Origin of the sequence: Bacteroides sp. CACC 737 (assembly GCF_013874375.1) — a bacterium.
GTDB lineage: Bacteria > Bacteroidota > Bacteroidia > Bacteroidales > Bacteroidaceae > Bacteroides > Bacteroides uniformis.
Genome location: NZ_CP059408.1, coordinates 3,449,849 through 3,464,666, shown reverse-complemented (window position 1 = coordinate 3,464,666; position 14,818 = coordinate 3,449,849). Strand labels below are relative to the sequence as shown.

Annotated in this window: 9 protein-coding genes; all 9 read left to right on the top strand. The window is 42.9% G+C overall.

Annotation, left to right across the window (positions count from 1 at the left end; all coding sequences use genetic code 11):
* Nucleotides 1–177: 177 nt before the first annotated feature.
* The 9 genes from H1A11_RS14580 (at nt 178) to H1A11_RS14540 (ending at nt 14,813) form a co-directional block, all read left to right on the top strand.
* Entirely contained in the window at nt 178–3,180 is a 3,003-nt protein-coding gene (locus H1A11_RS14580) for a TonB-dependent receptor (protein ID WP_165491363.1), read from the top strand.
* 19 nt (nt 3,181–3,199) lie between these two features.
* Nucleotides 3,200–4,720: a RagB/SusD family nutrient uptake outer membrane protein gene (locus H1A11_RS14575; RefSeq protein ID WP_117600174.1), complete on the top strand. Its 1,521-nt coding sequence runs from the start codon at nt 3,200–3,202 to the stop codon at nt 4,718–4,720.
* 22 nt (nt 4,721–4,742) lie between these two features.
* A complete protein-coding gene (locus tag H1A11_RS14570; RefSeq protein ID WP_117600175.1) occupies nt 4,743–5,579 on the top strand; it encodes a LamG domain-containing protein in 837 nt (278 codons plus the stop codon).
* 25 nt (nt 5,580–5,604) lie between these two features.
* Nucleotides 5,605–7,245, top strand: coding sequence for a glucoamylase family protein (locus H1A11_RS14565; RefSeq protein WP_117600176.1), 1,641 nt, complete (start codon nt 5,605–5,607; stop codon nt 7,243–7,245).
* Between the two features lie 10 nt (nt 7,246–7,255).
* A complete protein-coding gene (locus H1A11_RS14560; protein ID WP_181757374.1) occupies nt 7,256–8,572 on the top strand; it encodes a glucoamylase family protein in 1,317 nt (438 codons plus the stop codon).
* 55 nt (nt 8,573–8,627) lie between these two features.
* Complete coding sequence (locus tag H1A11_RS14555; RefSeq protein WP_117600177.1) at nt 8,628–9,479, top strand: endonuclease/exonuclease/phosphatase family protein; 852 nt, start codon at nt 8,628–8,630, stop codon at nt 9,477–9,479.
* A 222-nt stretch (nt 9,480–9,701) separates the two neighbouring features.
* A complete protein-coding gene (locus H1A11_RS14550) occupies nt 9,702–11,276 on the top strand; it encodes a sulfatase (protein ID WP_005834483.1) in 1,575 nt (524 codons plus the stop codon).
* Nucleotides 11,277–11,313: 37 nt separating this feature from the next.
* The gene (locus tag H1A11_RS19220) at nt 11,314–13,044 is read left to right on the top strand and encodes an alpha-L-fucosidase (RefSeq protein ID WP_171030404.1); all 1,731 of its coding nucleotides are present in this window, start codon (nt 11,314–11,316) and stop codon (nt 13,042–13,044) included.
* Between the two features lie 44 nt (nt 13,045–13,088).
* Nucleotides 13,089–14,813, top strand: a complete 1,725-nt coding sequence (locus H1A11_RS14540; protein ID WP_117964764.1) for a family 43 glycosylhydrolase — start codon at nt 13,089–13,091, stop codon at nt 14,811–14,813.
* Nucleotides 14,814–14,818: the final 5 nt, after the last annotated feature.

The window sequence follows — 14,818 nt, the reverse complement described above, 5'->3', positions numbered from 1 at the left end:
GAATAGTACCTAAATATTTATTATACTTTTATATTCCTTATAATCTGTTGTTTATGTTATGCAGTAGTAGCAATGATGTACCCCTCCGGTGAACTGTGGTACTCTTGTGGTAGCTTGTTTTTTGACATATATCAACTTCTCCGGTATGTTTGCAAAAGAATTTTAAATCAATACAAAATGAAGAAAAATCTACTAATTACATGTGTGATGTTATTGTTTGCCATTACTTCGATGGCACAGAACAAAATTACGATTTCGGGTGTCGTTACGGACAAGACAGGCGAAACTGTTATCGGCGCTTCTGTTCGTGTAAAAGGGCAGGAGAGTAAAGGTAGTATTACTGATATAAATGGTAAATATCAGATTGTTGATGTGGCATCTAATGCTACCTTGATTTTTAGTTATATAGGTATGCGTGAGCAGGAGATTGCCGTAAATGGGCGTTCAACTATCAATGTGAAGATGGAAGAGGACAGCCAGCTCATTGATGAGGTGGTTGTAGTTGGTTATGGTAGTGCCAAGAAACGCGACTTGACCGGTTCTATCGTTACTGTGAAAGCGGATGAGATTGCCTCTAAGCCTTCTACCAATCCACTGGCATCCATACAGGGTAAGGTTGCCGGTGTACAGGTAGTGAATACGGGCCGTGCAGGACAAGACCCTGAAATCCGTGTTCGCGGTACGAACTCCATTAACGGTTTCAAACCCCTTTATGTGGTAGATGGACTGTTCACGGACAATATCAATTATCTGAACACTGCGGATATTGAATCTATGGAAATCTTGAAAGACCCTTCTTCTTTGGCTATTTTCGGTGTGCGTGGTGCCAATGGTGTAATCATCATTACCACTAAAAGGGCAAAAATAGGGAAGACGATGGTCAACATCAACTCCTCAGTGGGTTGGAAGGTTATTTATGACCGTGTAGGTGTGACGAATGCCGAAGAGTTTAAGATGCTGTACAACGAGCAGTTGATATCTCAAGGAAGCGACCCTTATGATTATACTCAATGGACTGGTAACACAGATTGGCAGGATGAGATATTCCAGACAGGTTTTCTGACCAATAACAATGTGAGCATTACAGGTGCAACGGATAAGAGCAAGTTTTATTTGGGTTTGGGTTACGTCATGGAAGAAGGTTCCATTAAAACGGAAAAGCTCAATAAGTTTACCGTAAACTTGAACAGTGAATATAGTGTAACCGATTTCCTGCGTTTTGGTTTCCAACTTAATGGAGTTCGTGCTAAGTATCCTGATGCAAAGGGTGTGGATGGTGCTTTGAAGGCTGCTCCTATTGCTCCTACTCATGACCTTGAATCGGGACTGATACATACGCTGCCCGACTTCCAGCGTGCACAAGTGTGGAATCCTCTTATTGAAACAGAGTTGCGCGGTGCTCACAACAAGTCTGAAAACTATCGCGTGGCAGGTAATGTGTTCGGAGAGATAGATATTCTAAAGAACCTTACGTTCAAAGCGACTTTCTCTATGGACTATGCTTCTAGCCAGGGACGTTCATATTCTCCGCTGATTTATGTTTATAATCCCGATGTGGAGGGGGGGGAAGAACGGTTGACTGAAAGAGAAAGTGTGAACCAAAGCAAGTCTACCTCTCTTGCTGCACAGTCTGACTATGTGTTGACTTATCTCGGACAGTTTGGTAATCATGGATTGACATTGACTGCCGGTCTTACCACCAATTACAATGAGTCTTCCAGTTTGAGTGGTGGACGCAGCCAGCTTGCGGGCTACGGCATTTTGGTGGGCGACGACCCGGACAGATGGTGGCTCTCTACCATCGACGATGTATCTACGGCAACTAATGGCGGTTCTCAGAGTGACAGATTTACCATGTCTTATTTGTTCAGAGCATTGTATAACTACAAGAATCGTTATTTACTTAATGCTTCTTTCCGTAGGGACGGTTCATCTGTTTTCTATAAGACAGGTAATACTTGGGACAACTTTTACTCTTTCGGTGCCGGTTGGGTAATGACCGAAGAGAAGTTTATGCAGAACCAAAATGTAATTAACTTCTTGAAGTTGAAAGGCTCTTGGGGTGTGTTGGGCAGCCAGAATACCGGTTCCAGTTATCCGGCATACGCCACCATTGTTAGTTCGGGTTCAGCTGTGTTCGGTGACAATATCATTGCGGGTAAAGGCCCCAACAAACTGATTTCACCTACTTTGGGATGGGAACGTAATTATTCATGGGAAGTAGGTTTTGACATGCATATGTTCAATGATCGTTTGCAGCTTTCTCCGGTTTATTATAACAAAACAACAAAAGATATGTTGACTTCCATTCCGGGTATTGCAGGTACTGTTCCCGGATTACAGAATGTGGGTGAGATTCGCAATCGCGGTTTTGAACTTAGTGCTTCTTGGAACGACAAGATTGGGGAAGATTGGAGATATGGATTAGGTGCTAATTTGAGCACTATTGATAACAAGGTGCTTTCACTGGTAAACAAAGACTATAATATTATCAGTGGTCCCTCACGTGTTTCCGAAGGTTATCCGATTGGCTATTTCTATGGTTACAAGGTTGAGGGTGTATATCAGAACGAAGACGACATCCGTTTCTCTCCGATTAACTCGGTTGGTTCGGTAACACCGGGTGATTTGAAATTTGCTGATGTTGACGGTAATGGCAAAATTACTGATAATGACCGTACAATGATAGGTAATCCAACTCCTGATTTTACTTACGGTTTTAATGTTAATTTGGGATGGAAGAATCTGGACCTGACTGTTGACATGATGGGTGTTTATGGAAATGAAATTTACCGTAATTGGGGAAGCAGTAGCTATGCACAACTGAATTATCGCACAGAGCAATTGAATCGTTGGCATGGAGAGGGCACTTCCAATTGGGAGCCCTTGCTCGACCCTTCACACAAAATAAATCAGGAGGCTTCCACGTATTTCATCGAAGATGGCAGTTTCTTCAGAATCCGTAATATCGAATTGGGATATAACTTTGACAAACGACTGTTGAATCGTATCAAGGTACAGTCACTGCGTCTTTATACCAATGTGCAGAATCCCAAGACCTGGAGCCGTAACGGCGGATATACGCCGGAAGTGGGCGGAAGTGCTATTTCGTTTGGTATTGATGGTGGAGGCTATCCTATGCCTACAGTTTATACGATTGGTTTTAATTTGACTTTCTAAAATTATATAAAGGCAGACTATGAAGAAGATATTTTATTATATAGCATTTTTAGCAGTAAGCTTTGCACTAACTTCGTGTGAGGATATGTTTGATAGAAAACCGCTTGGACAGCAGACAGAGGATGATTTGACTGGTGGTACTTATGAAACGCAGGTGTTTAATATGTATGCCAAGTTGCGCGGTTTTCATTTGACAAGCGGCAATACTGCATTGGCAATCCACGGTATGCGTTCTGAGGACGCAGAGAAAGGAAGCACATTGTCCGATGGAGCAGCCACTGGCAAGATGTTCGATGACTTTGAATATTTGGCAAGTAATGGGATGATTAAGAGCTACTGGAATGAAAACTATTCATTGATACATAAGGTAAATGATTTGCTTGATGAAATGAGCCAAAACCCGTCATTGACAGAAGGTGACCTCGTCAATAAGGGGGAAGCTTTGTTTGTACGTGCTTTCTGTTATTTTAACCTTGTACGCGCTTTTGGTGAAGTGCCTTTGATTGACTTTAAAGTTTATGATGCAGCTGAGGCAAATGTTCCAAAGTCTTCTGTGGCAAAGATATATGAATTAATAGATTCTGACCTTACGGAAGCCGAAAACAGTCTGCCCAGAACGTGGGAGCAACTTTATGTAGGTCGTCTCACTTGGGGAGCTGCTCGTTCTCTTCATGCACGCACATACATGATGCGTAATGACTGGGGGAATATGAAGGCTGCCGCTGAAGAAGTGATTAACTCCGGTTTATATAATCTGAAAACACCTTATGAAGACATATTCCGGGAAAAAGGTGAAAACTGTAGTGAATCTGTTTTTGAATTGCAATGTACGGCAACAGAATCACAACCAGGTTCTAATGATATAGGAAGCCAGTTTGCTTCCGTTCAGGGTGTACGTGGCGCAGGCGAGTGGAATCTCGGTTGGGGGCAACACACCGCTACTCAAGAATTGGCAGATGCTTTTGAAGAAGGTGATCCGAGAAAAGACGAAACCCTGCTTTATTTTATACGCAACGGCAAGGACGATCCGGAGTCCATACCTGCTAACAAGCCTTATGGCGAGAAACCAGTTTCGAATGCCGATGTTATAGCTAAATACTTTAACAAAAAAGTATATACAGATCCGGCAATGCGTTTGAAATTCACAAAAGGAGGTTATTGGGTGAATATTCGTTTGATACGTTATGCTGATGTGGTATTAATGGCTTCCGAAGCTGCTTGTGAATTGGGTGATTTATCTTCTGCCCGTAACTATTTGGAGATGGTGCGCGCTCGTGCTCGTGGCAATAATATCGGAATCCTACCGGAAGTGACGACCAACAATCAGAATGAACTGCGTGAGGCCATTCGTCATGAAAGACGTGTTGAGTTAGGTATGGAGTTCGACCGTTTCTACGACTTGGTTCGTTGGGGTATTGCTAAAGAGGTACTTCATGCTGCAGGCAAGACCGGTTATCAAGACAGACATGCTTTGTTGCCCATCCCGCAAGACGAAATTGACAAGTCGAATGGTGTATTGGTTCAAAATCCCAATTATTAATCTATAAATGTACTAACTACTTATGAAAAAATATATAGTATCTGTGGCTTCTTGCCTGTTTGCATTGTGTATGCAGTCTTGTTTTCAGGATATGGATCATCCTGCTTTCGACTACCCTGAGAGTACCGGTGAAGTACCTACTACTCCTTTGAAGATGTATCTTCCTTTTGATGAAGAGGACATTCGGGATAAAGGTGAATGGGGATTTTTGGTAGCAGATAACGGGAATGCCAAGTTTGTGGAAGACGGAATCGCTGGCATGGCCTATCAAGGTGCTGAAAATGCTTACATTTTGGCCAAGACTCCTTCTATTTTGGAAAATAACATACCCACTATCGGTGATTTGACTGTAGCTTTTTGGATGAGAACCACTAAGAATACTTCTGCGCAAGGTTTGTTCTCTATCCCTAACTCTATTAAATTCTGGGGCAACTTCGACATCTTCTTGGAGAATAATAATAGCGAGACTCAGGCATTTTTCAAGGTTCATATCTTCAATCAGACAGCAAAAGAGAATGATGAAAGATGGGTTGAGGCAAAAATAGATGATATTTTTGGTAGCGAATGGGTGCATCTGGCTTTTGTGTATGATGGCAATACTTCTACCATTACTGTTTATCGTAATGGTGAGGGGGTCTTTACCAAAGAATTGCCTGATTGTGGGAAATTGAAGTTTAATAATGTAGGCGCTTCTTTGGCTGTTGGTGCATTTCAGTTCAGCACTACTCCGAGTCTTACTTCGGGTGCAGGAGCACAAACCTGGGCAAAGAACTTTCCCGGTCAGCTTGATCAGTTCCGCTTATATGACAAGGTGTTGACGGCAACCGAAATTCAGAGTATTTACTCTGGAAAAGAATGAAGCTACACTTTAATCTGATGCTAAGATGAAAGTATTATATTTCATAGTATGTCTTTTGTTGGTTGCGTGCGGTGGTGATAATCAACCTGAGGTGAATCAGCCTTTCGAGTTGAAGAATATCATTGTGGGTGACCAACAAAACCAACAGACATTTGAGAATGTTGCTCCCAATGTAGCCATTGTTTTGGAGTTCTCGGATGCTGTAGATGAGGCTTCAGCCCGTAACAATATTGCTTTGAAACATGAGGAGCTTCCTATAAGCTGCGATTATGAGTTCCTGCAAGAGAAAAAAGTATCGGTGACTCCTAAGGAGGGGTTTAAAATCTTGTCATCGTATAAATTGATTGTCAATCCGGGGGTGAAGTCCACCTCCGGGGTACTGCTTTCCAATGGCAAGGTTTGTATGATTAAGACAGGAATGGATGATACTGATAAGTTTGAGCGTATTCCTGATGAGGACTTGTTGACATTGGTACAGAAGCAGACCTTCAAGTACTTCTGGGACTTTGGGCATGAATATTCCGGAATGGCGCGCGAACGTACTACTTCGGGCGATGTCGTTACTACCGGTGGTACTGGCTTTGGCGTGATGGCCATGCTGGTAGCTGCTGAACGGGGTTTTATTACCCGTCAGCAAGCTGTTGAACGGGTGCAGAAGATAGTTACTTTTCTTGATAAGGAATGTACGGCTTATCATGGTGCTTATGCACATTGGATAAATGGCGCAACGGGAGCAACCAAACCTTTCAGTGAGAAAGACAACGGTGCCGATTTGGTTGAAACCTCCTTGTTATTTCAAGGTTTGCTTGCCGCTCGAGCCTATTTCAAGGAAAATATGGAAGTAGAAAGCAGGTTGCGTGCCGACATAACCCGTCTTTGGGAAGCTATTGACTGGACTTGGTTCCAGAAAAATGGTGAAGATGTACTATATTGGCATTGGAGTCCCGATTACGGTTTTGAGAAGAACCTGGCAATAAGAGGATGGAATGAATGTCTGATTACTTATATACTTGCTGCTTCGTCTCCAACACATGCTATCAATAAAGTTGTATATGAAGCGGGCTGGGCTAAAAATGGAGGAATCAGGAATGGAAAATCTTATTATGGCATCACTCTTCCTTTAGGTTCGGATAAAGGGGGACCGCTGTTCTTATCTCAATATTCTTTTCTGGGCATTAACCCGCAAGGACTGGAAGACCAATATGCCGATTACTGGATGCAAAATCGTAATCATACATTGATTAATTACAATTATTGTAAGGAAAATCCTAAAGGATATACGGGTTATAGCGCTTCTTGTTGGGGATTGACGGCAAGTGACGGCGATACGGGATATTCAGCTCATTCACCTACTAATGATAAAGGGGTCATTGCTCCAACAGCCGCTTTGTCTGCATTTCCTTATACTCCGGAGGAGTCAATGGAAGCGCTGCATTTTTTCTATTATAAGATGGGAGACAAACTTTGGAAGGATTATGGTTTTATAGATGCCTTTAATTTGACGGCAGATTGGTACGATACTCAGTACATAGCCATTGACCAAGGGCCGATAATCTGTATGATAGAGAATTATAGAACAGGTCTCCTTTGGAATTTATTTATGTCTATACCGGAAATCCAACAAGGACTGAAGAAGCTTGGCTTTCAGAGTCCGTGCTTAAACTAAAAGAATGATTATGATGAGAATATTGCTATATTTGATACTTTTGCTATATCCTTTTAATTTGATTTCGGGACAGAAAACGCAGAAGCAGCTTTCTGACGACGAACTTATGACCCTCGTCCAGAAGCAAACTTTCCGTTATTTTTGGGATTTTGCCCATCCTGAATCCGGATTGGCGCATGAACGGAGTAACGGTGGTGCCGAGACAGCTATCATTGGTGGGTCGGGATTCGGAGTGATGGCTATCATTGTCGGCATAGAACGTGGGTTTATCACCCGTGAACAAGGTGCTGAACGTATACTGAAGATTGTTCGTTTCTTGAGCGACAAGAATACCGACAGTTATCACGGCATGTGGGCACATTGGATGAACGGTAAAACCGGTAAGACCATTCCTTTCAGCCGTAAAGACGATGGAGCGGATATTGTAGAATCCGCTTTCATGTTCGAAGGCTTGTTGGCTGCCCATCAGTATTTTATAAAGGATAATCCGACGGAAAACCGTATCAGGGGAATGATTAATAATCTGTGGCGCCAAGCAGAGTGGAATTTTTTCACTCAGGGGCAGGATGTGATGTACTGGCATTGGTCACCCAATAACGGATGGGCGATGAATCACCAGATTAAAGGTCATAATGAGTGCCACATTGTGTATATCTTGGGTGCGTCTTCTCCTACTTATCCGATTGCTGGGAGCGTTTATCATAAAGGCTGGGCCAGTGCGAATACTTTTCTGAACGGTCGGGAGTATTATGGCATCAGGCTTCCTCTCGGGGACAATAACGGCAAGGGCGGTCCTTTGTTCTTTACTCATTACTCCTATATGGGGCTTGATCCGCATGGTTTGAAGGACCGCTATGCCAATTACGAGGAACAAATGAAGGCTCATACCTTGATTAACCGTGCCTATTGTATTGACAATCCGAAGGGATATAAGGGTTACGGTGAGAAATGCTGGGGATTGACAGCTAGTGACGGTGATAAAGGCTATTCTGCCCATAGTCCCGGAAATGATCGCGGCGTGATTACGCCTACTGCGGCCCTTTCATCCATCCCTTATGCACCGGAATATTCTTTGGAGGCCATGCGCTATTTCTATGAAGAACTGGGTGACCGTCTTTGGGGTGAATATGGTTTCAAGGATGCATTTAATCTGACTGAGGATTGGTTTGCGCCTTCGTATCTTGCCATTGACCAGGGACCGATTATCGTGATGATAGAGAACTATCGCACCGGTTTGATTTGGAAGCTTTTCATGAGTCATCCCGATGTACAGAAGGGATTGAAGAGATTAGGCTTTACGTCTCCTTATTTGAATAAGGCTGATTAGGTTTGGCTGGATTTGATTTTGGTGAATTTTATATAGATTAAAAAGGATTATAACCATGAAAAACGTGCTTTTCAATAGTGTATTGGTTGCTTTCGTATTGCTTGTCGCCTCGTGCGGCAAGCAACCGGAAGCTAAGGTGGAGGTGATGTCGTTTAATATCCGTCTGGATCATGTAGCGGACAGTATGAATAACTGGAAATACCGTAAGGATAATGCAGCACAGATGATTGCTTATTATGCTCCGGACATTGTGGGCATGCAGGAGGTGGTAAAGAATCAACTCGATGACCTGAAGGAGCGCCTTCCTCAATATACTGCCCTTGGCGTAGGTCGTGCAGATGGAAAAGAGAAAGGCGAATATTGCTCCCTTTTTTATAAGACAGATCGTTTTGAGCTTTTGAAGAACGGAGATTTCGGACTGAGCGAGACTCCCGATTCCATCGGAAAGAAAGGTTGGGATGCGGCATGCGAACGTATCGTGACTTGGGCTGTGTTGAAAGACAAGGTGAGTGGCAGGAAAATAGCTGCTTTCAACACCCACTTTGACCATGTAGGTGAGGTGGCACGTCGAGAAAGCGCTAAGTTAATACTCGAGAAGATAAAGCAAATAGCGGGAGAGCTTCCGGTAGTTATCACTGGAGACTTTAATGGAACGGTAGACTCCGAGCCGGTTACTATATTGACGGAAGGTGGAATGAGGAACGCTTGTTCCACGGCAAAGGTCGTTTACGGACCGACATGGAGCTTTCATGACTTCGGACGTATTCCGGTGGAGAAGCGCAGGCTGATAGATTTTATATTCGTAAATGCTTCTGTAGAGGTGGAGCGTTACCGCACAGTTGGCGATAAGCCGGACAATGGCTATCTTTCCGACCATGCTCCCGTATTGGTTACTTTGAAACTGTAAAGAGGCACTCGTCTAATTCTATTCTGCATTATTTACAAATCATAAGGGCTCAAGAAACACTTGTATACTGAACCTAATTCAGTCGTATAGTGAATGCCATTCAGTCGTATACTGAATAGGGTTCAGTTGTATATTGAATGCACTGCATTCTAACTGTGCTGATAATCAATAAATTATAAAACGGTGTTACGCCTTTGATAAATTACAACAAATAATGAATACATGAAAAATAAACTATCCTGGGGAATTGCCTTGTTGCCCTTTGTTCCTTCGGTTTGGATGCAAGGACAAGAACAGAAACAAGGAATAGGAAACAGGCGTCCTAACATTATTTTTATCATGAGTGATGACCATGCCCGACAAGCAATGAGTATATATGGACATCCCATAGGTAAAATAGCTCCTACTCCCCATATTGACCGTATTGGGCATGAAGGGGCGGTATTTCAGAATAATTACTGTTGCAATTCCATTTCCGGTCCCAGTCGTGCAGCCATACTGACTGGTAAGCATAGTCATAAGAATGGTTTTATGAGGAATGGAAATAAAGGATTTGACGGTTCGCAGCAGACACTGCCGAAGATATTGCAAGCAAACGGTTATGAAACAGCCATTATCGGCAAGTGGCATCTTGTTTCAAAGCCTACCGGGTTTGACCATTGGATGATTTTGAATGATCAGGGAGATTATTATAATCCGTATTTTATTACCGAGGGAGATACCACTCGGCATAAAGGATATGTAACTGACCTCATCACTCAATATTGTGAAGACTGGATGAGTGGGCGCGAGGATAAGAATAAACCTTTTTTCCTGATGATGCATCACAAAGCCATTCACCGTAATTGGGTGCCTGCCGAACGGCATTATCATTTGTACGAACACACGCAGTTCCCTTTACCCGACAATTATTATGATGCATACGAAGGACGTTATGCGGCACAAATGCAGAAGATGAATATATACCGTGATATGTACGAAGGTCACGACTTGAAGATGGTTGCGGGTATGAATAGCGACAGTCTGCTATTCGACCCGTGGCCTCATGCTTTTCTTGGTACGATGGAGCCGGATGAGCGCCGCCGTTTTATGGATGCCTATCGTGAACGGAACAATGAATTTTATTCGAAACAGCGTACTTTCAAAGAGGTGGCAGAATGGAAATATCAGCGTTATTTGCAGGATTATATGGCTTGTGTGGCAAGCGTGGACGAGAGTGTAGGAGAAATATTGGATTATTTGAAGCGTACCGGATTGGATAAAAATACGATTGTCGTTTATACTACAGACCAGGGGTTCTATCTGGGCGAGCACGGTTGGTTTGATAAACGTTTTATGTACGAGGAGTCTTTCGGTATGCCGATGGTAATGAGCTGGCCGGGACATATTAAGCCTGGAACGCAGGTAACAGGATTAACTCAAAATATTGATTTCGCTCCCACTTTTCTCGATATGTGTGGAATTGAGATTCCTGAAGACATGCAGGGAGTGTCATTTCGTCGGTTGGTAGAGGGAGAAAATACTCCACGAAACTGGAGGAAGTCACTTTACTATCACTATTATGAATTCCCCGGTTTTCATAGTGTCCGTGCACATTACGGTGTCAAGATGGAGCGCTATAAATTGATGCATTTTTATGTGGATGACAAGTGGGAACTTTATGATTTGAAGGAGGACCCGGCAGAAATGCATAATTTGTATGGTGAAAAAGGGATGGAGAAGGTTGCTGCAGAATTGAAAGCGGAACTTGCCCGCCTGCAGGAAGAATATGATGTTCCTGAATCTCTGTGCAAATAATAGTGCATATTATTATGACGTATAAATGAAGTTTAGAATGAAAAGAATCTATTTATTAATCATTTTAGTAGTAGGCTGTGTAATGTTGTCTGCTCAACAAGATCCATTTACCAATCGCATACCTTGTCATTTGAAGGCTAGTCGTGTAGGTACAAATAGCGTAGAACTTATTTGGGAGAATGTAGTAGAGGCTGTAAGTTATGAGGTTTACAAGGAAGATACTTTATATAAGACTGTTAAAGAAAATCGCATTACAGTGGAAGGGCTGAATTCGTTTGATATTTACTTCTTCTCAGTGAAGGCTAGGAATAGTCATGGAGAGTTCAGTCGCGAGAGCGAGAAACTTTATGTAGCTACCGCTGAGACAAAAAGGCAAAAGGATAAGCGGATGGCGTGGTGGCGTGAAGCCCGTTTTGGGATGTTTGTCCATTGGGGCCCTTATTCTGCATTAGGTGGGCATTATACAGGACCCACGTTTCTGCAGACAAATGAAAAACATCCTTGGATAGAGGCTGACGGCATGATAAAAGATTACTATTCATGCTATCGTCCTGAATGGGTATCTTCCGATGGGAGTATAAAGACAGACCCAACTACAGGCAAACCTTATAAAAGAGGGCAATATGCCGAATGGATAATGTTTGCGGCTCAAATACCCAGGGATGAGTATCTGAAGCGGGCAAAGGAGGATTTCAAAGCAGAAAAATTCGATGCTAAAGAATGGGTAAGGATGGCTAAAGAGGCAGGGATGAAATATATTGTCATTACTTCAAAGCACCATGATGGCATTGCACTTTTAAATACACCTGTGGGGCATACTATTTTTAAAGATACAGATATCCGCAGGGATATATTGAAAGAACTGGTGAATGAAGCGAGGAAGGCCGGTCTGAAAATAGGTTTTTATTATTCGCAGGCGTTGGACTGGAATAATCCGGGGGGGATGGGATGGATTCCGCAAAATGACGCGCCTAATCGGGAAGCTTCCTATGCAGACAAAGCAAAATATACGGATGAAATAGTTATCCCTCATTTACACACTATCATAAATGATTATAAAGTTGATCTTATTTGGTGGGATATGGGAGCAAGCAGCGCTCCCGAATTTAAATATCGTATGATGAAAGCTATCAAGAACATACCTGGTACGGAACGTTTAATTTTTAATGACCGAATGGAGGATAAGCTGACGGGTGATTTTAAAACTCCGGAACAAAGCATACCTGATATGCCTTCCAATGGAGATGGTACAGATTGGGAGACTTGTATGACCTTGAATGACAATTGGGGATATGCTGCCCATGATATACGCTGGAAGACTACAGAGGATGTTCTTCAAAAATTGATTGATATTACCAGTAAAGGGGGGAATTATCTATTGAATATCGGTCCGAAAGCAGATGGTACTTTCCCTGCTGAAAGCATCAATTGCTTGGAGGAAGTCGGCAGTTGGATGAAGGTGAACAGTGAAGCTATTTATGGTACAATACCGAGTCCGTTTGTTAGCCAACTCGATTGGGGAAGAGCTACCAGAAAAGAAGTGGACGGTAAACAGTTTCTTTATTTGCATGTTTTTACTCAATATTGGCCGAAAGACGGCAAACTTCTTGTCCCGGATTTTGGCTCTGGGATAAAACGGGCCTATTTATTGATTGATGCGAAGAAAACTTCTTTACCTATAGACAAAATGGGAGACAATCATATATTTTCTTTACCTTTAGACGCTCCTGATAAAATCAGTACGACCATTGTTGTAGAAACTTTGTGACGTAGGTAGGGCTGTAGTATAATAATATAAATATGGATAATATGATGAAAAGATTAAGTGGTTTGGTGCTGCTGTTGTGTTTGGCGAATTTCCTTTCTGCACAAGACATGCATATGGATACTTATTGTAATCCTTTAAATATCGATTACACGTACATGATTTATAATTCGGATAAGAATATCTCCTACCGTTCTGGTGCCGATCCTGCTGTGGTGGAGTTCCGGGGTGAATATTATATGTTTGTTACCCGTTCACACGGTTATTGGCGTTCCAGGGATTTGCTGAACTGGGAGTTTGTACGTCCGGGCAGGAACTGGTATCCGCAAGGGTGTAATGCTCCGGCGGCACATAATTACAAAGATTCGGTACTTTATGTGACCGGTGATCCTTCCGGTTCCATGAGTATCCTTTATACGGATAATCCGGCTTCAGGAAACTGGGAAGCTGTTCCGGCAATTTTGCATAATCTGCAAGATCCCGATTTGTTTATTGACGATGACGGTAAAGCGTATATGTTCTGGGGTTCTTCCAATGTGTATCCTATCAGGGGAATGGAACTGGACAAGAACCGGCGTTTCATCAAGAAGGGAGAAACGAAAGAACTCTTCAATTTGGATATGCCTAAACATGGCTGGGAACGTTTCGGTGAAAACCATACGGATACTGTATTGGGCGGATATATTGAGGGGCCTTGGCTGACGAAGCATAATGGGAAATACTATATGCAATACGGTGCTCCGGGAACGGAATTCAATGTCTATGCCGATGGTGTTTATGTGGCCGATTATCCGATGGGGCCTTATACTTACCAAAAGCATAATCCGGTGTCCTACAAGCCGGGTGGTTATATGAACGGTGCCGGACATGGAAGTACCGTGCTTGGTCCTGGGGGGCAGTATTGGCATTTTGCTTCGATGTCACTCTCTATCAATGTGAATTGGGAACGTCGCCTTTGTATGTTTCCGGCAGGGTTTGATAAAGATGGCATTATGTATGTAGATACCCGTTTCGGAGACTATCCCCGTTATGCACCTGCCGTACCGGGCAAGGCTGGACAGTTCCGTGGCTGGATGTTGCTCTCGTATGGCAAGCCGGTGACGGCTTTTACTACAAAAGACGAATTTAAGGCAGATGCCCTAACGGATGAACTGACTAAAACTTTTTGGCTTGCCGAGGCTAATGACGAACGGCAGTGGGTGATGATTGATTTAGAGAAACCTGCTGATGTGTATGCTGTTCAGATAAACTATCACGATTATCAAAGTAATATGTACGGTCGCTACGAAGGACTCCATCACCGTTATCTCATCGAAGGTTCTCTTGATGGTGAGAATTGGGATATATTGGTGGACCGTAAGGAAAGTTATAGGGATACTCCGAATGATTATGTTGAACTGGCATTACCCAAGTCTGCCCGTTATATCCGTTATAAAAATATAGATATACCGACACCGAATCTGGCTATATCTGAACTTCGCGTCTTTGGATTGGGTACGGGGAAGGCACCGCAACAACCCAAAAAGTTGGTACTTGACCGCCAAGCAGACCGTCGTGACATCTCCATCCGTTGGGAGGCTGTGAAAGGTGCACAAGGTTACAACATACTTTGGGGCATTGCACCGGACAAACTTTACAGCTCTTGGATGGTCTATGATAAGACTGATTTATTGATGAAAACCCTTACTGCTGATCAGGATTATTATTTTTGTGTGGAGGCTTTCAATGAAAATGGTGTATCTTTACGTTCGGAAGTTAAACATGTAAAATAAATAAT

What these genes read in the sequence shown, in the direction of transcription:
- H1A11_RS14580 (WP_165491363.1), top strand. Translation starts at nt 178, where the DNA reads ATGAAGAAAAATCTACTAATTACATGTGTGATGTTATTGTTTGCCATT.
- H1A11_RS14560 (WP_181757374.1), top strand. Translation starts at nt 7,256, where the DNA reads ATGATGAGAATATTGCTATATTTGATACTTTTGCTATATCCTTTTAAT.
- H1A11_RS14540 (WP_117964764.1), top strand. Translation starts at nt 13,089, where the DNA reads ATGAAAAGATTAAGTGGTTTGGTGCTGCTGTTGTGTTTGGCGAATTTC.
- H1A11_RS19220 (WP_171030404.1), top strand. Translation starts at nt 11,314, where the DNA reads ATGAAAAGAATCTATTTATTAATCATTTTAGTAGTAGGCTGTGTAATG.
- H1A11_RS14550 (WP_005834483.1), top strand. Translation starts at nt 9,702, where the DNA reads ATGAAAAATAAACTATCCTGGGGAATTGCCTTGTTGCCCTTTGTTCCT.
- H1A11_RS14565 (WP_117600176.1), top strand. Translation starts at nt 5,605, where the DNA reads ATGAAAGTATTATATTTCATAGTATGTCTTTTGTTGGTTGCGTGCGGT.
- H1A11_RS14575 (WP_117600174.1), top strand. Translation starts at nt 3,200, where the DNA reads ATGAAGAAGATATTTTATTATATAGCATTTTTAGCAGTAAGCTTTGCA.
- H1A11_RS14555 (WP_117600177.1), top strand. Translation starts at nt 8,628, where the DNA reads ATGAAAAACGTGCTTTTCAATAGTGTATTGGTTGCTTTCGTATTGCTT.
- H1A11_RS14570 (WP_117600175.1), top strand. Translation starts at nt 4,743, where the DNA reads ATGAAAAAATATATAGTATCTGTGGCTTCTTGCCTGTTTGCATTGTGT.